The sequence below is a fragment of the Arcobacter acticola genome (genome assembly GCF_013177675.1).
In the GTDB taxonomy this organism is placed as follows: Bacteria; Campylobacterota; Campylobacteria; order Campylobacterales; family Arcobacteraceae; genus Aliarcobacter; species Aliarcobacter acticola.
Genome location: NZ_CP042652.1, coordinates 2,178,662 through 2,195,024 on the forward strand (window position 1 = coordinate 2,178,662; position 16,363 = coordinate 2,195,024).

Sequence of the window (16,363 nt, forward strand, 5' to 3'; positions counted from 1 at the left end):
GATTAGTAGTCTTTTGATTTTCTCATTTGTAAAAGTTCTTTTTGAACAGAAATATTTATAGCCTCATTTGGATCAAAATCTAAAGAATAATTTCTTCCATCATAATCAACAGAATTTAAAATAATTTTCATAGCTTCAAGTCTAGCTTTATGCTTATCATCACTTCTTACAATATGCCAAGGAGCAGCTCTTGAAGTTGTTCGTCTTAGCATTTCATATTTTTTTTCAGAAAATTCATCCCATAAATCTTGTGCTTGCATATCAACTTCTGAGAATTTCCATTGTCTTAATGGATCTTCTATTCTTCTATCAAATCTTCTTTTTTGCTCTTCTTTAGAAACAGAGAAATAAAGTTTAATCAAAACCATTCCTTGTCTTACTAAATCTTGCTCAAAATTAACAACATCTTCCATAAAAATCTCATGTTCTTCAGGAGTACAAAATCCAAAAATTGGCTCAACCATAGCTCTGTTATACCAAGATCTATCAAACATTACTATTTCTCCACCTGTTGGAAAATGTTCAATGTATCTTTGTAAAAACCATTGGTTTCTTTGAGTATCATCAGGTTTACCAAGAGCTACTATTCTATAATGTTTATTATTCATATATCTAGTAATTCTTCTAATAGCTCCACCTTTTCCTGAAGCATCTCTTCCTTCAAAAAGAATAATCATTCTTTTATTCCCTTTTTCTAGGAAATTTTGAAGTTTTATTAATTCTATTTGATATTTTTTCAAAGCTTCTAAATCATGAATTTTTTGAATACCTTCTGCTAAAACTTCTGGCTTTAACTTTTGATAATCACCTAATATAGATTTAAAAAAATCATTTTCTTCTTTTAGTTTTACTAATTCTGCATTATCTTTTATTGACACCTTTTTTTCCTGTACTACTATTTTTTCTTCTGCTTTTTCAATTATAGTTTCATGAGGTTCTACAATTATTGTGTCTTTAAATTTTTGCATTAAATCAAATGCATTTTTAACACTCATTTTATCTCTTATGCTATAGCCTAAAACTTTTACATATCTTTTTTTATCATGTTGAAATCTTGTAATATATTTTTTTCCATATTTTACATGTGCCTCTTTTGAAACGTATAAGCCGCTATACGTTGTCATTTCAAAATCACTTAAATTCATTAGGCTAACCTTGCTAATTTATGGTCTTGTTCCATATTTTCTATTTCTTCAATTCCAGTAATTAAAATTTCATTATCTATTTCAAATATTTTATCATCTGTTTTACGTTCATAATTAACATTTAACAATATATGTTTTATACAATTTAATCTTGCAGCTTTTTTATTGTCACTTCTAATTACAGTCCATGGGGCGATGTCTGTATTTGAAGCCATCAACATTGAAAATTTAGCAATCGTATATTTATCCCATAAATTTTGAGATTCTTTATCAACAGGTGAAAGTTTGAACTGTTTTAAAGGATCTATTTCTCTTTTTTTGAATCTCTTTGCTTGTTCTTTTTTTGAAACAGAAAAGTAGAATTTAAATAAAATTATTCCTGATTTAACAAGCATTTTTTCAAATTCTGGAACTTCTCTTAAAAACTCATGATGTTCTTCAGTTGTACAAAATCCCATTACAGGCTCAACACCTGCTCTGTTATACCAAGATCTATCGAACATTACGATTTCCCCAGCACTTGGTAGATGTTGTGTATACCTTTGAAAATACCATTGTGTTTTTTCAATATCACTTGGTTTTTCTAAAGCCACAACTCTTGCACCCCTTGGATTTAAATGTTCTGTGATTCTTTTAATAGTTCCACCCTTGCCAGCAGCATCTCTACCCTCAAAAATCATAAGAACTTTTAGTCCATTTTCTTTTACATGATTTTGTAATTTTAGAAGTTCAATTTGTAGTTTTGTTAACTCTTTTTCATAATCTAAAGTCTCTTTTCTAACCCAAATCTGAACTTTTTTACGTCCCTCTTCTTCTTTTTCTTCTAACTTTTCTCTATCTCTATTTTTTTCTTTATAATCATGTTTTAAAGATTTTTCAGTATCAATTTCCTCCATATCTGAAAATTCATTATCAATAATTTTCCGCTCCTGCCCCATTTATTCTCCTATGAAAGTCTTACTTTATAGTCATTATATCCAAAGTTTTTTATAATTTGATAAGATTCTTCATTATGTTTTACAACAATTGATGGTAATTTAATCCCATTAAACGTTGTAGTTTTTACCATTGTATAATGAATCATATCTTCAAAAATGATTTTATCTCCAACTTTTAATGGCTCATCAAAAGAATAATCTCCAATAACATCACCTGCTAAACAAGTATTACCACCAAGTCTATAAGTATGTTTTTTTTCACCAGCAAGTCCAGAGTTTCTAATCATTGCTCTATATGGCATAGCTAAAGTATCAGGCATATGCGCTTCTGCTGATGTGTCTAAAATAACTAAATCCATACCATTATTTATAATATCAAGAACAGTTCCTACTAAATATCCAGTTTGCCAACCAACTGCTTCACCTGGTTCTAAATAAACTTTTAGATGTGGATATCTTGATTTAAAATCTTTTAAAAGAGTAATTAATCCTTCAACATCATAATCAGCTCTAGTGATATGATGTCCACCACCAAAGTTTACCCATTTTAACTTATCAAAATATTGTGAGAAATTCTTTTCAAAAGCTGTTAATGCACCTTCAAGAGCATCCACATTTTGCTCACAAAGAGCATGAAAATGAAAACCATCTAAAAATTCTAATTGAGACTCATCAAAATTTGCTTTTGTAGTCCCAAGTCTTGAAAATGGAGCACATGGGTTGTATAAATCAACATCAACAGATGAGTATTCAGGATTTAATCTAATACCTAATGAAACTTTTCCATAAGCTTTATCTTTATATCTTTTTAGTTGATTAAAAGAGTTAAAAACTAAGTGATTTGATAATGAAATAATTTCATCAATCTCATCATCTTTAAAAGCAGCAGAATAAGTATGAACTTCTCCTCCAAACTCTTCTTTGGCTAAAATCGCCTCATGAAGGCCTGATGCACAACATCCTTTTAGATACTTTTTGCATAAATCAAAAGTTGACCATAATGCAAAACCCTTTAGGGCTAAAAGAATACTAACATTAGCTTCATCTTGAATTCTTTTTAGAAGTATCAAATTTTTTTCTAAAAGTTTCTCTTCACACACATAACTTGGACTTGGTAGTTTATCAAAACTATCTACTATTAAATTATTTGTCTTCAAGTGGCTCAAAATCCTCTTTACTTACACCACAATCTGGACATTCCCAATCATCTGGTAAATCTTCAAATGCAGTTCCTGGTTTAATTCCAGAATCTGGATCACCTATTGCTGGATCATAAATATAATCACACGCGGTACAAATATACTTTTTCATCACAAACTCCTTTTAAAATGTTCTATATTTAAGAAAACTTTTTTATCAATAAATTTATGAATTAAGAGATTTTTTCATAATCTTCAACGCAGAGTATGAAAAAAAGAATTAATTCAACTCTAGGATTTTCCAAGGAAGACCTTGAGTCATCAACTCATCCATAAATGGTTTTGCATCAAACTCTTCAATGTTAAATACACCTTTATTTTTCCAAATACCTTTATAAACCATTTTCGAACCAATCATCGCAGGAACTCCTGTTGTATAGCTTACAGCTTGAGCTCCTGTTTCTCTATAACACTCTTGGTGATCACAAACATTGTAAATGTAAATTTTTCTTGGTTTTCCATCTTTGATACCTTCTATGATACATCCAATATTTGTTTGTCCAACAGTTCTTGGTCCTAAACTTGAAGGATCTGGTAATAATGTAGTTAAAAACTCAATAGGAGTAATCATCATTCCTTTATGTTCAACTGGCTCAATACCTAACATTCCAACATTTTGTAAACAATTCATATGAGCAATATATGAATCTCCAAATGTCATAAAGAATCTAATTCTTTTTAAACCTTTGATATTTTTAACTAATGACTCTAATTCTTCATGATATAAAAGATATGAAGCTTTTACTCCAATTTCTGGATAATCATGATCAACTCTTATTTCAAGTGGAGTTGTTTCAATCCATTGTCCATTTTCCCAATATCTACCATTTGCAGATACTTCTCTTAGATTGATTTCAGGGTTGAAATTTGTTGCAAACTTATAACCATGATCTCCTGCATTACAATCCATGATATCAATAGTGTGAATTTCATCAAATAAGTTTTGTTGAGCATATGCACAAAATACTCCAGTAACTCCTGGGTCAAAACCTGAACCTAATAATCCCATGATTCCAGCTTCTTTAAATTGATCATTTCTAGCCCATTGTTCTTTATATTCAAATTTAGCTTCATCTGGATGTTCATAGTTTGCAGTATCTACATAATCAACACCACATTTTGTACAAGCGTCCATGATAGTTAAATCTTGGTATGGTAATGCAACATTTAAAACCATTTTTGGATTAACTTTTTGAATTAATTTTACTAATTCATCTACATTATCAGCATCAACAGAAGCTACATCGATTTGCACACCTTGATTTTTTAAAATATCAGCCGCTATTGATTCACATTTTGAAATCGTTCTTGACGCTAATGTAATCTTTTCAAAAGTGTCTATGTTCATTGCACTTTTTACAGTTGCAACACGACTAACTCCACCTGCTCCGATAATTAAAATACCTTTTTTACTCATTATTCACTCCGATATATTTTATATATTTTTTTATATATTATTGTACTATTTTTAAATATAAGAATGGATAAAATAGTTTTAAATTGCTATTTTAGTGACAATCTGATTACAATTAACATCCTTTTAATAATTTGTTTTGTAAAATTCATTTTTAGGTTATGGGGATGACTTGGCATCGATTAGAGCAGTGAGTATAAGTTGCATGTCGGCCTGAACATGCCGTTACGCGGTTCATTTTTTTTAGACGCAAATAATACAAATTACGCTCCAGCTTACGCAAAAGCTGCGTAAGTTTTAAAAACTTACTGACTCGCCTTCGGGCTTGAGTCTTTTGGAGACTGGCACTACGGATTCTATCTATGTAGATAAATGCTGGTTCACCCTAGATAGATTATCTTTGAGGAGTTGATTGAAACTCAAAGAGAAATTCCAAATCTTAGCTTTATAATTGCCTGGGGAGTTGAGCTGTTGTAAAGTGAAATTATTCAACTCTGCTAAGCATGTAGACGCTTATGTGAACTGTTTTAAGACTGCGGTTCGATCCCGCACATCTCCACCAATACACAAACAAAACTTATAAAGTCTAAAAAGTACCTAAAAATGGTACTTCTTATCTCAATTACAAACAATACCGTCTAATTAACTATTATCAAATCAAAACTTTTAGGGGTATATTACTAAAAGCACTATTTGGCTATGGGTTAGTGAAGGTAAATTTCCAAAACCTATAAAATTAAGTCCTTGAATTACAATTTGGGAAGAAGAGAAAATTAATAACTGGATGAAAGAAAAGTTATAAATTTTTTTATGATATAATTTTATTATGAATAAAAATGAAATATTAAATAAATTAAAAGAACTAAAACCAATATATCAAAATGAAGGCTTAGAAATACTTGGAGTATTTGGAAGTTATGCAAAAGAAACAAATACTAAGTATAGTGATATTGATATAGCTTATAAATTAGATTATGATAAATTCTCTAAAAAATATATTGGTGGTTTTTCTAAAATATTAAGAATCGATGAAATAAAAGATGAATTAAAAACAATCTTCAAAACAGAAGTTGATTTTGTATCTGATTCAAATAAAAAAATCATGAAAGATTTAATATATGTCTAAAGCAATAAATAGATTAAATAAAATATTGGAAGCTATTTAAGATATTGATTTCATTATAAAATGACAGTAATCTAAAAATTACACAAGCAATAAATGATAAAATTATAAAACCAGCAATTAGAATGAATATAATAAGAATTGCAGAACAATTTTCTAAACTTAAGGATGATAATATTATTGAAGAAGTAATTAGATACAATTTACCTATTTTTAAACAGACTATTTTAGATATAAAAAAAGAATTTTAAAACTTTAGAAATTTATAATCTTAGGGTACTTTTTAGGGGTACTTTTATAATTTTGTCTTCAAAACTACCTATTTAAAGGCAAGTTTAATCCTGCATATCACATCAATTTATATCTCTTAATTCTTATTTTTAAAATATATCTTTCACTTATCACATACTTAATTAATTCATTATTACATACCTTTAAATTTTAATATACGAAAAACCCTTTATACTTAATTTCCGTACTATATTTTAATCCGATAGTATTTTTCGTATACTTATTTGATGGAATTTTAGTTATTTTTGAAGTTTTTGATAGTGTCGAAAACAGATGATTGTAAGCTGCTTTTAGAATTTGGATTCAAAAAGCTATTGCCTATTTATGTTATCACCCAAATAGATGTATAGTTAGGAATATAATATATAATTTGAAACATTGAAGGAGTATGTTATAATCTAAGTTTAATGATGATAAAACAATTTTTGCATTAAATCAAATTCAAAATTTATAAAAAGAATAACTTAAAATGAACAAATTAGAAAAAATAGCTACGGACTATCTTAATCAGAACAAACAACAATTTTTAAATGAGTACACAAATGAGATACAAGATACAGATGAAAAAATAGCTATATTTACAGCTGGTATGAGTGGTGTTGGGAAAACTGAGTTAGGGATTTTTTTTAAGGAAAATAATCCAGATATTTTACATATAGATACTGATAATATTAGAGAATTTTTCAAGCCAGTTGGTTATGATGGTCAGAATTCAGATGTTTTCCAAAAAGTTGCCAGTAGAGGATTTAATGGACTTTTTAACTATACTTTAAAAAAAGGTTATTCTATTATTTTAGATTCTAATCTATCTAATGTTAATTTAGCTATTCAAAATATTGAAAGATTAGCAAAAAGAGGCTACAATATTCATATATATTATCTCTATAATTATCCAAAAGTTTGTTTTGAATATGCAACAAGAAGAGAAGTAGTAACACACAGGAAAGTCCCTAAAGAAATATTTGTTAAGAGTAATTTTAACTCTTATAACACAGTATTAGAGATAAAATCATTATTTAAAGAGAGTATTAATTTACATTTCATTGATAAAAGAAATGATACTTTTTATCAAAATATTGATGATAATTTTATAAAAAATAAAATAGGAGTAGATTTTGAAATTTAATGATCAACTTATGAAAAATGCACTTATTAGAATAAATGAATTACAAGAAGAAATTATACAAAAATCAAAGAATATTAGTGGTGCAGAAGATTTTGTGAAACAAAAATTAGAGCTTTATGAAGAAGATGAAAGAATCAGAGCTATAGCTAAAGATATAAATCTTCAAGAAAAGCAAATTACAGATAATTTTTTTAATAAGTGATTCTAAAACAATATTAATAATTCAACCAATTGGAATGGTAACTAAAATTCAGACACTTTTTTCCCTATCGAAGTTCAACATTTTATTATATATACGAAAACTAACTTTATATTTTCCGACACTATATGGAAAACATATTTCTTGGTTTTCATATATTTTTAAAAATTCAAAAATATATGAAAATTACTGAGTGTCGGAAAACAGATGTTTAAAAATAATTTTTAGATAGCACATTTATTATTCCACTTGTCTACAAAATATAAATTTCATATTTTTTTAAATTAACAGCAGTATGTTAAATTAAAACAACTAAACTTACAGGAAAAATTAATGAAAATATTGGGTTAAAAATATTTGCTTAAGTTATTAAGTGAATTTAAAAAAATCATTCATCATTTATTTTATAATATGACTTTTATGTAACTTTTTTAACTCATTTTTATCATACTTTAAAAGCTTATCATCTTGTAATTTATTTTTATAATGCTCTATTTCAAAATCTTTCAACATATTTAATTTCATAAACTCAACAATTCTTTCATTATAAAAATTTGCCATTTTAATAATTAGATTTGTATATCCATTTCTTGTATTATTAATTTCAAGTGAAGAAAACTTCAATAAGTCTTTTGTTGCTTCTATATATGAAGGAAATTTATCAATAAAGGTAATTAGAATATCTTTTGCAGCTAGTTTAAATCTTTCATTACTAATCCCTAATATATGGGCAAGTCCATAAAAATCTTCCACTCTAAACTTAACTCTTTGATTAGGATATTTATTATTAACAGATAAACCAAGCGCATCACTATTTCCATAATAAATACCAATTGATATGACATCATATAATGGTGCTAGTATATTCTTTTCTCTTCCTATGTTTAAAGTAGCAATATTTTTTGCATGAAGATCACTATGCTTAATAATAGTAGAATAAAAATAAAATTTTAATGCATTAAACTTTTCTTCTTCATTATATAAAACTTCATTTAATTTACTAAATAATTTCTCACTTGTTGTTTTATATTTTTTAGTACTATCAATATTAAGGTATTGAGCAAAGTCTTTTTGATGATATTTATAATTTTCATATCTATCATATCTTTTTGTTATGTAGTGGAATTCTCTTTCCCCTTCTATTAATGCAGTATAAGGAACGTTAAATCCTAACTCATTTTTTGCAAAACTCATAAAAAGATGTTCATTAATTGCAATATGTGGATAATAACCTTTATCTTTTTTTTTAAACTGTTCAAAATAACTGGACAAATCTTCACTATATGGTTTAAGTAAATATTGAGCAATCTCATCGTTTGTTACTTCTGAAATATTTTTGTTTTCAAAATCAATATTAATATCCACTTTATTTTGATTACCACTTAAGTGTGAATGTTCTCCTTTAGTTTTAGCTTTTAATATTTCATTGTCTATTTTAAGATTGAAACCAGATAAAACATTTGGATAATCATTTTCTCCTAGTATTTTATTTTTTACACTGTACCAAGAAGGTCTTTTTGAATAATCACTTATATATTTCCCTTCTTCATAGCTATTTATAAAATCATATGCTCCATGGGAATTTTTCAAGTGAATTAACAACTCAGATAAATATTCTGAATTATATTCTCTTATTAACTTATCTCTTCTTGCATATTCAGGAATAAGATTCTCAAACTCTGGAAATAAATCAGGTCGATTTTTTTGCTCCATAAGATTATCTGGTTTCTCTCCTTTATAATTTTTATCATATAAAAATCCAAAACCATCTGTTCCGAATTCAAGAACACCAAACCTAACACCTTCTTTAAAAACAGTAATTTCTTTCGCGATATATTCATTTATTATAACTCTAGAATAAAAAGTACTTTTTCCTACTCCTGATTTTTTTACAAAATCATTCTTAATTAAAAAATTAACATTGTCAAGAAACGTTCTTTTAGGAAGTCCAAGCTTCTGTGATAATTCACTTGATGAACCTTCTTTTATTATTTCAAGTAGTGCAATAATGTTTCTTTGATTTCTAGATAAGTCATCAACTTTCATATCTTTCCTTTCGTGCAATTTCATGCGAAATATATAGTTTTTAAGTAATTATTAAATAATAGCATAAAATGTATAAATTGATATTTTTTCGTGCAATTTCGTGCGAATTTTATAATACTTTAGGATTTATTAAGAATATTCTATATTTTAGAGAATATTATAATTTTTATTTAACAATTGAGTTTTAGAAAAGAATTATGTATGCGGAAATGAATTTTATATTTTCCACATTAACTGAAAAACATATTTCTTAGTTTTCGTATACTTTTTAAAATATGGAAAAATTACTAAGTGTCGGAAAACAGATGTTTAAAAATAATTTTTCATCTACTTCTTTTTGCATATTTTTATCTTAGCTCTCTCGTGTATATTATTAATATTAAATTAAGTTTCAAGAATTATTCTAAATTTTATTTTCTTAATATAAAAAATTCATTATTATATAAATTAAATCTCAATAAATTGGATTATCTATACAATATAATGAATATTATGTTAAAATCATTCCTATGAAAACAATAGAATTAAAAAATGCTTTACCATTAAGTATCTTTTCCCATGAAATGATATATTCACTACTTGAGAAATCAATTAGTAATGTAAATGAGAAAATATCAAATCTTGTTAAAAATGGTGAATTAGTAAGATTAAAAAAAGGTTTTTATACTTTTTCTAAACTTTATCAAACAAAACCAATTAATCTACTCAGTGTTGCAAATACTTTATATTCACCATCTTATGTATCATTTGATTATGCTTTAAGTTATTATGGAATGATACCTGAAAGAGTAAGTGAAGTAACATCAGCTACAAGTAAAAATGAAAAATTATTTGATACTCCTATTGGAAGATTTAGTTATAAAAAAGTAAGTCTACAAGCATATTCTTTGGGAATTGATTGGATTTATGATGATATTGAAGGTGGAAGATTTATTGCAACTGCTGAAAAAGCATTATGTGATAAAATAAAATATGATAGAGGCATTGGAACTTTAACTCAAAATTCAATGATTGAATATCTAAAATATGATTTAAGAATTGATATTACTACACCTTTAAATTATGAACTTATAGAAATAATTGCAACTGCATATAAATCAAGAAATCTAAAAACATTGGCAACTATAGTAAAAAAAGGAAAATTATGACTCATCCAGCACTTATGAAAATGTTAGAAAAATATGATTTATCAAATTCAAATAGTAGTTTTGATGCATTAAGAGAAATTCTTCAAGAAATAGTACTGCTTGGGCTGTATGATGCTGGATTTTTTAAACATGCTGCTTTTTATGGTGGGACTGCTTTACGAATTTTACATAATCTTCCTAGATTTTCTGAAGATTTAGATTTTTCGCTACTTGAATCAAATCCAAACTTTGATTTAAAGCCTTTTCAAGATGCTATTGTTGATACTTTAAAATCATTTGGATTTGATATAACAATAGAAATAAAAGAAAAGAATTCAAATAGTGCAATAGCATCAGCATTTGTAAAAGGAAATACTATAGAGCATTTACTAAATATAAATGCTCCAAAAGATATTACTAAAGCTATTAACAAAGACAAAATTGTAAAAATAAAATTAGAAGTAGATACAAATCCTCCATTAGATTTTGAAACACAAAATGTAATTAGATTAACACCTAGACCATTTTCTATAAATGCATTTACATTACCATCTTTATACGCAGGGAAAATGCATGCGATTTTATGTCGAGCATGGAGTACAAGACCAAAAGGAAGAGATTGGTATGATTTAATTTGGTATATAGCAAATAATGTGGAACTTGACTCTAAGCATTTAAAATCAAGATTAACTCAAAGTTGTAAATATTTAGAATCTAATGATATAAAAATACCAGATACTCTTAACAAAGAAAGCATAAAAGAATTATTGTTACAAAGAATAGAAACTCTTGATGTAGAAAAAGCAAAAAATGATGTTCAACCTTTTATAAAAGATATTAGAGAAATTGAACTTTGGTCAAAAGAGTTTTTTATAGCTGTAATTGAAAATATGAAAGTTAGGTAAACAAGTTATGAAAATAGAAATTGAAACAGCAACCAATGGTTATATTATAACAATTCCACCAGAATATGAAGATAGTGTTGAAAAGAAAATTGTAATTCAAGAACTTGAATATGACCATAATAATGGTAAAAAAGAAGAGTTTGAATGTTTTCGTAATCTTGTCTCAAATTTGCAAGAAATTTTTGGTGTAAATAACTCTAAGCATAATACTATTGGATATATCAATGATATTTGTTCAGAAGATAAAAGATGGGAGTTTCAACAACAAATGAAACAGTCCTTAGAAAATCCAAAAAATGATTTAGGTGATTAAGATTAAAAATGACTCTTCCAGAACTTCGCCAAAAACTACAACATTTAGAATCTCAAAAAATTAATTTAGATAATGAGATTCTACAAACAAAAAGAGAAATAGAAAAATTATCACCTTTTTCAAAAGAGCAGAAAATTGAACTTTTTAAATCTCTTTTTATTGGTAGAAGTGATGTTTTTGCAAAATATTGGGTTAGTAAAGATGGATTAAAAAAAGGTTATTCTCCCTCAACTTATACTTTTAAAGGGAATGATTATATTCCTATTTCAAATGAGATTATTCAACAACATCTAGAAGGAAAAATTAGACTTGGCACTTATGTTGTCGTAAATCAAACTATGGCAAAATTTTTAGTAATTGATTTAGATAAAGCAAGTTTTATTGAAGATGCAAGAGCTATAAATAAAATCTCGTTAAGTCTTGGACTAAAACCATTGATAGAGCTTTCAAAATCAGGGAATGGTATCCATATTTGGTACTTTTTTGAATTAACAATTAAAGCAAAGGATGCCAGAAAACTAGGTGATATAATTATCACAAAAGCTATGGATACAACTAGTGGTATTGATATGACAAGCTATGATAGAATGTTTCCAAATCAAGATTTTGTATCACCTGATGCATTAGGGAATTTAGTTGCACTTCCTCTTCACTATGGCTCAAGATGTGAAAATAAAACAATTTTTATTGATATAGATACTATGCAACCATTTGAGAATCAATGGGAGATATTACAAAATATTTCAAAAATATCATTCTATCAAGTATCAGCAATTTTACGAGAGCATTTACTAAGCTCAAATTATGATGAGAACCTTATGCCTTGGGAAATTAAACGAGATAAACCACTTGTTTTCCCTAAAACAACCAAAGCAATTTTATATGATGCTTTATATATTGAAAAAGAAAATCTCTCAAAAGAAGTATTAAATAAACTACAAAGATTATCAAGCTTTTCAAATCCAGAGTTTTTTAAGTTACAGAATTTAAGATTTTCTACTTTTAATACACCAAGAATTATTACATCATTTGATATAAATGAAAAATATATTATTGTTCCAAGAGGACTTACAAATAAAGTTCTTAACCTTTTCAACTCTAATAAAGCAAAACTTTTTATTGAAGATAAACGATTTGTAAAGTCTATCGAGAAACTAAATTTTAATCTTACTTTAAAAGATGAACAGCAAATAGCTTTAGAAAAAATACTCCTACAAGATTATTCAATTTTGATTGCACCTCCAGGATTTGGTAAAACGGCAGTTGCAGCAGCAGTAATTGAAAAAAGAAAAGTTAATACCTTGATTTTAGTAAACAAAAGCAATTTACTTGATCAATGGGTAGAAAGATTATGTGAATATTTTCAGATTGATATAAAAGCCATTGGAAAGCTTGGTAATGGTAAGAAAAAACTAAATTCAAATTTAGACATAGCTACTTTACAATCACTAAAAAATAGACCTGAACTAATTGAAGAATATTCACAAATTATAATTGATGAAGCACATCATATTCCAGCAGTTTCCTTTGAAATACCTCTAAAAAGGTTTAAAGGTAAATTTGTTTTAGGTTTAAGTGCAACACCTGCAAGACAAGATGGGATGCATCCAATTATGTTTATGCAGTGTGGAGATATTGCATATGAATCAAAAAAAGAGATTAAAAAAATACATACATTAAAAACAATTGTTTCTACATTTGAAGCACTAAGTGATGATTTTTCATTAATTCTAAATGAAATGGTAGAAGATTTTGATAGGAATAATCTCATAATTTCTGAGATTGAAAAATTAAAAAATAGAAATATCTTAGTACTTAGTGAAAGAATTGAACATTTAAATATTTTATATCACATATTAGATGCAAAAAAGATAAAATCAACTCTTATACATGGTGGCTTAAAATCAAAAATGAAAAAAGAGTTTTTAAAAGAAGCTAATAGTTCCTCAATTATTTTATCAACTAGCTCATTTATTGGAGAAGGAATAGATTTTTCACATCTTGATGCTATTATTCTTACAATGCCCGTTTCATATTGGGGAAGAATAGTTCAATATCTTGGGAGAATAGGAAGAGATGGACAAGAGTGTATAGCTATAGATTTTTATGATGAAAATACTCCCATGTTACGATCAAGTTTTCAAAAAAGACAAAAAGGTTATAAAAAAATGGGTTATATTTCATTGAATGAAAAGGGATTATTTTAAAGAATAACTTTCTGCAGAATATGATTTTATATATAATTTAAGTAACAGCCCTTCCTATATACGAAAACTAACTTTATATTTTCTGACATCTAGTGAAAAACATATCTTTTAGTTTTCGTATACTTTTTAAAATTTAAAATATGGAAAAATTAATAAGTGTCGGAAAATAGATGTTTGTGAGTTACTTATGAAATTTCAATTTAAAAAAGCTATTAACCTATTTTGAGTAGGAATTAATGTAACTGGACAGGTACTTAATAAAAGTTTCTAAGCTATTCTACTTTAAGTATAGATTTAAGTTTCTAATTCAAAATTAGATAAGAAAAATAAATATAATAACTTATTGTCCATACGTATCTTCTTGCCATTCTTGAATGCCTTGTTCTTTATCTTTATATCTTTTTGATAGAGATAATCTATAAGCATTTGCTAATTTATCACAAGCTAGTATTTTCTTTATATTTTTTTGATTTTCTTTTGCATTAAATGAACATTGATTTATATGCTCAATAGTTATATCAGGGTAATCTCTTGAAATCAATTCTAATTCATTACCTATTTGAATATACCCACCTTTTATCACTCTAAAATAAAATCCTGTTTTATGTTCTTTTACAATTAATGCAGTTAAACTTTTTATTCCTAAAACAGAAGATATTTTCCAGCAAGGCTGTCTTGGTTGAGAAACTTCAAATATTACCTCTCCACATTGGAACTTATCTCCTAAGCAAACTTCTGAATCATCCAAGTCTTCGATAGTAAAGTTTTCACCAAATGCACATTCAGAGAGACTTAAATCATATTTATTTTTAAAATAAGGATAATACTTTTGACTATACACACATACAGCTTTATCAATTCCTCCATGATGTATTTTATCACTTTGTGTATCCATTTTAAATCCAAATTCATTTACAATTAATATTTCATTTTTAGATACAAGTGTTTTTTTATATGATGTTTTATAAGAATTTCTTTTTCCATCATCAATTTCTTGTTCTTTTCCACAAAAAATATTTCTAATTCTTGATTTAATCTTCATTTTTAATCCTTTTTAGAGCAATTTCAATTCTTCTAAATCCCTCTTTTATCTCTTTATTTGTAATTGTTAAAGGGGGTAAAAATCTTAAAACATTTTTTCCTGATTTTAAAACTATTACTCCTTCTTCAAATAAAGTTTTTATTACGCTTTCTAATATATTTTCATTTTTTAAACGTAATCCTTTCATCAAGCCAAATCCAAGTATTTTATCAAAAACATCATCGTAATCATTTAGTATATTAAGTAATGATAAAGAAAAATAATCAGATGTACTCTTCAATACACCAGTATTTTTATGTTTTTCTAAAATCTCACATACTTTTAAACTTACTTGACAACTAAGATAGTTACCTCCAAAAGTACTACCATGATCTCCTGGTTCAAAAATCTCTTTATGTTTACTCATAACTATTCCAATAGGAACTCCACCACCTATGCCTTTTGCAATAGTTATGATATCTGGCTCAATATTATAAAAATTAGAAGCTAAGAACTCTCCCGTTCTATATACTCCAGTTTGTACTTCATCAATAATTAGCAAAATGTCTTTACTTTTTAGAAATCTAGCTAATTTTTGAACTTCTTCAATTTCAAATGTCATAAGACCACCTTCTCCTTGAATTAGTTCCATCATCACAGCAACTGTTTCATCATCAACACTTTTATATATTTTTTCAATATTTTGATTAAAAGAAAATCCTTCAGGATAAGGTGCAAAATCTTTTTTATGAACTTTTACTTGCCCCGTGGCCTTTGAAGTTGTAATGGTTCGTCCATGAAATGAATTTTCTAATGTTATAACTTTATATCTTTTACCATTATATTTTCTTTGCCCATACTTTCTTGCAATTTTGATTGCTGCTTCATTTGCTTCAGCCCCACTATTTCCAAAAAAACATGCCATGTCATAACCACTTAATTCAACCACTTTCTTTGCCAATAAACTTTGCGGTTCTATTGCAAATAAGTTTGAAATATGTGTAATTCTTTCTGCTTGTTCATAAATAGTTTTAGCAATGATTTTATTTCCATGACCAACAGAAACAACACCAATTCCACTCCCAAAATCTATATAATTTTTCATATTTTCGTCAAAAAGTGTTGCACTCTCACCTTTTACAAAATTAACATAGTTTCTGTTATAAGTATTTAATACATATTTCTTATCTAATTCTTTTAAAGACATTTTATTGTATTCCCCATTTTTAAATTACCACTTAGTAATTTCTTTTATTAACTTTATTTATTTGTTGATTTATTAATTTTGAATATTTATTCTCAAAATATT

General features: G+C 26.8%; 17 protein-coding genes and 1 other RNA gene. 10 read left to right on the plus strand and 8 right to left on the minus strand.

The genetic code is table 11. The features are described from left to right. Positions 1 to 2: 2 nt before the first annotated feature. The 5 genes from ppk2 (AACT_RS11155) to AACT_RS11175 form a co-directional block, all read right to left on the minus strand. On the minus strand, positions 3 to 1,145 hold the full coding sequence (gene ppk2, locus AACT_RS11155) for a polyphosphate kinase 2 (RefSeq protein WP_172126950.1): 1,143 nt from the start codon (positions 1,143 to 1,145) through the stop codon (positions 3 to 5). Continuing rightward, positions 1,145 to 2,083 carry a polyphosphate kinase 2 gene (gene ppk2, locus AACT_RS11160; protein ID WP_172126952.1) on the minus strand — a complete coding sequence of 313 codons (939 nt, stop codon included), beginning with the start codon at positions 2,081 to 2,083 and terminating at the stop codon, positions 1,145 to 1,147. The genes ppk2 (AACT_RS11155) and ppk2 (AACT_RS11160) overlap by 1 nt, the downstream gene beginning before the upstream one ends. 8 nt (positions 2,084 to 2,091) lie before the next feature. Beyond that, the gene (nspC, locus tag AACT_RS11165) at positions 2,092 to 3,240 is read right to left on the minus strand and encodes a carboxynorspermidine decarboxylase (RefSeq protein ID WP_172126954.1); all 1,149 of its coding nucleotides are present in this window, start codon (positions 3,238 to 3,240) and stop codon (positions 2,092 to 2,094) included. Further along, positions 3,227 to 3,394: a rubredoxin gene (rd, locus tag AACT_RS11170; protein WP_172126956.1), complete on the minus strand. Its 168-nt coding sequence runs from the start codon at positions 3,392 to 3,394 to the stop codon at positions 3,227 to 3,229. Before rd ends, nspC begins: the two co-directional genes overlap by 14 nt. 108 nt (positions 3,395 to 3,502) lie before the next feature. Then, the gene (locus AACT_RS11175) at positions 3,503 to 4,699 is read right to left on the minus strand and encodes a saccharopine dehydrogenase family protein (RefSeq protein WP_172126958.1); all 1,197 of its coding nucleotides are present in this window, start codon (positions 4,697 to 4,699) and stop codon (positions 3,503 to 3,505) included. 160 nt (positions 4,700 to 4,859) lie between these two features. Here AACT_RS11175 and ssrA point away from each other — a divergent pair. The 6 genes from ssrA to AACT_RS11200 all read left to right on the plus strand — a co-directional run bounded on the left by ssrA (position 4,860) and on the right by AACT_RS11200 (position 7,438). Further along, positions 4,860 to 5,258, plus strand: a transfer-messenger RNA (tmRNA) gene (ssrA, locus tag AACT_RS11180). A gap of 114 nt (positions 5,259 to 5,372) precedes the next feature. Next, a complete protein-coding gene (locus AACT_RS11185; RefSeq protein ID WP_172128663.1) occupies positions 5,373 to 5,444 on the plus strand; it encodes a helix-turn-helix transcriptional regulator in 72 nt (23 codons plus the stop codon). A 78-nt stretch (positions 5,445 to 5,522) separates the two neighbouring features. Further along, positions 5,523 to 5,822 (plus strand): nucleotidyltransferase family protein, encoded by a 300-nt coding sequence (locus AACT_RS11190; RefSeq protein ID WP_172126960.1) that lies wholly within the window; start codon positions 5,523 to 5,525, stop codon positions 5,820 to 5,822. Between the two features lie 122 nt (positions 5,823 to 5,944). Further along, positions 5,945 to 6,070 carry a hypothetical protein gene (locus tag AACT_RS15645; protein WP_272953554.1) on the plus strand — a complete coding sequence of 42 codons (126 nt, stop codon included), beginning with the start codon at positions 5,945 to 5,947 and terminating at the stop codon, positions 6,068 to 6,070. Positions 6,071 to 6,579: 509 nt separating this feature from the next. After that, entirely contained in the window at positions 6,580 to 7,236 is a 657-nt protein-coding gene (locus AACT_RS11195; RefSeq protein WP_172126962.1) for a zeta toxin family protein, read from the plus strand. Beyond that, complete coding sequence (locus AACT_RS11200; RefSeq protein WP_172126964.1) at positions 7,226 to 7,438, plus strand: hypothetical protein; 213 nt, start codon at positions 7,226 to 7,228, stop codon at positions 7,436 to 7,438. The genes AACT_RS11195 and AACT_RS11200 overlap by 11 nt, the downstream gene beginning before the upstream one ends. A gap of 396 nt (positions 7,439 to 7,834) precedes the next feature. On the opposite strand, the gene AACT_RS11205 is transcribed toward AACT_RS11200, so the two are convergent. Next, a complete protein-coding gene (locus AACT_RS11205; RefSeq protein ID WP_172126966.1) occupies positions 7,835 to 9,481 on the minus strand; it encodes a HipA domain-containing protein in 1,647 nt (548 codons plus the stop codon). A gap of 509 nt (positions 9,482 to 9,990) precedes the next feature. Here AACT_RS11205 and AACT_RS11210 point away from each other — a divergent pair. From AACT_RS11210 to AACT_RS11225, 4 genes are read left to right on the plus strand one after another with little or no spacing between them, the layout of a single operon-like run. Then, on the plus strand, positions 9,991 to 10,629 hold the full coding sequence (locus AACT_RS11210; RefSeq protein WP_172126968.1) for a type IV toxin-antitoxin system AbiEi family antitoxin domain-containing protein: 639 nt from the start codon (positions 9,991 to 9,993) through the stop codon (positions 10,627 to 10,629). Beyond that, on the plus strand, positions 10,626 to 11,513 hold the full coding sequence (locus tag AACT_RS11215) for a nucleotidyl transferase AbiEii/AbiGii toxin family protein (RefSeq protein WP_172126970.1): 888 nt from the start codon (positions 10,626 to 10,628) through the stop codon (positions 11,511 to 11,513). The genes AACT_RS11210 and AACT_RS11215 overlap by 4 nt, the downstream gene beginning before the upstream one ends. Positions 11,514 to 11,520: 7 nt before the next feature. Then, complete coding sequence (locus tag AACT_RS11220; protein WP_172126972.1) at positions 11,521 to 11,826, plus strand: hypothetical protein; 306 nt, start codon at positions 11,521 to 11,523, stop codon at positions 11,824 to 11,826. 8 nt (positions 11,827 to 11,834) lie between these two features. After that, the gene (locus AACT_RS11225; protein WP_172126974.1) at positions 11,835 to 14,033 is read left to right on the plus strand and encodes a TOTE conflict system archaeo-eukaryotic primase domain-containing protein; all 2,199 of its coding nucleotides are present in this window, start codon (positions 11,835 to 11,837) and stop codon (positions 14,031 to 14,033) included. A gap of 340 nt (positions 14,034 to 14,373) precedes the next feature. Here AACT_RS11225 and AACT_RS11230 read toward each other — a convergent pair whose 3' ends face one another. Together AACT_RS11230 and AACT_RS11235 are read right to left on the minus strand one after the other, a co-directional pair. After that, positions 14,374 to 15,075 (minus strand): MOSC domain-containing protein, encoded by a 702-nt coding sequence (locus tag AACT_RS11230; RefSeq protein ID WP_172126976.1) that lies wholly within the window; start codon positions 15,073 to 15,075, stop codon positions 14,374 to 14,376. Then, positions 15,065 to 16,261 (minus strand): acetylornithine transaminase, encoded by a 1,197-nt coding sequence (locus AACT_RS11235; protein WP_172126978.1) that lies wholly within the window; start codon positions 16,259 to 16,261, stop codon positions 15,065 to 15,067. Before AACT_RS11235 ends, AACT_RS11230 begins: the two co-directional genes overlap by 11 nt. Positions 16,262 to 16,363 lie beyond the last annotated feature (102 nt).

What these genes read in the sequence shown, in the direction of transcription:
- ppk2 (WP_172126950.1), bottom strand. Translation starts at nt 1,145, where the DNA reads ATGAATTTAAGTGATTTTGAAATGACAACGTATAGCGGCTTATACGTT.
- ppk2 (WP_172126952.1), bottom strand. Translation starts at nt 2,083, where the DNA reads ATGGGGCAGGAGCGGAAAATTATTGATAATGAATTTTCAGATATGGAG.
- rd (WP_172126956.1), bottom strand. Translation starts at nt 3,394, where the DNA reads ATGAAAAAGTATATTTGTACCGCGTGTGATTATATTTATGATCCAGCA.
- AACT_RS11175 (WP_172126958.1), bottom strand. Translation starts at nt 4,699, where the DNA reads ATGAGTAAAAAAGGTATTTTAATTATCGGAGCAGGTGGAGTTAGTCGT.
- AACT_RS11190 (WP_172126960.1), top strand. Translation starts at nt 5,523, where the DNA reads ATGAATAAAAATGAAATATTAAATAAATTAAAAGAACTAAAACCAATA.
- AACT_RS15645 (WP_272953554.1), top strand. Translation starts at nt 5,945, where the DNA reads ATGAATATAATAAGAATTGCAGAACAATTTTCTAAACTTAAGGATGAT.
- AACT_RS11195 (WP_172126962.1), top strand. Translation starts at nt 6,580, where the DNA reads ATGAACAAATTAGAAAAAATAGCTACGGACTATCTTAATCAGAACAAA.
- AACT_RS11205 (WP_172126966.1), bottom strand. Translation starts at nt 9,481, where the DNA reads ATGAAAGTTGATGACTTATCTAGAAATCAAAGAAACATTATTGCACTA.
- AACT_RS11210 (WP_172126968.1), top strand. Translation starts at nt 9,991, where the DNA reads ATGAAAACAATAGAATTAAAAAATGCTTTACCATTAAGTATCTTTTCC.
- AACT_RS11215 (WP_172126970.1), top strand. Translation starts at nt 10,626, where the DNA reads ATGACTCATCCAGCACTTATGAAAATGTTAGAAAAATATGATTTATCA.
- AACT_RS11220 (WP_172126972.1), top strand. Translation starts at nt 11,521, where the DNA reads ATGAAAATAGAAATTGAAACAGCAACCAATGGTTATATTATAACAATT.
- AACT_RS11225 (WP_172126974.1), top strand. Translation starts at nt 11,835, where the DNA reads ATGACTCTTCCAGAACTTCGCCAAAAACTACAACATTTAGAATCTCAA.
- AACT_RS11230 (WP_172126976.1), bottom strand. Translation starts at nt 15,075, where the DNA reads ATGAAGATTAAATCAAGAATTAGAAATATTTTTTGTGGAAAAGAACAA.
- AACT_RS11235 (WP_172126978.1), bottom strand. Translation starts at nt 16,261, where the DNA reads ATGTCTTTAAAAGAATTAGATAAGAAATATGTATTAAATACTTATAAC.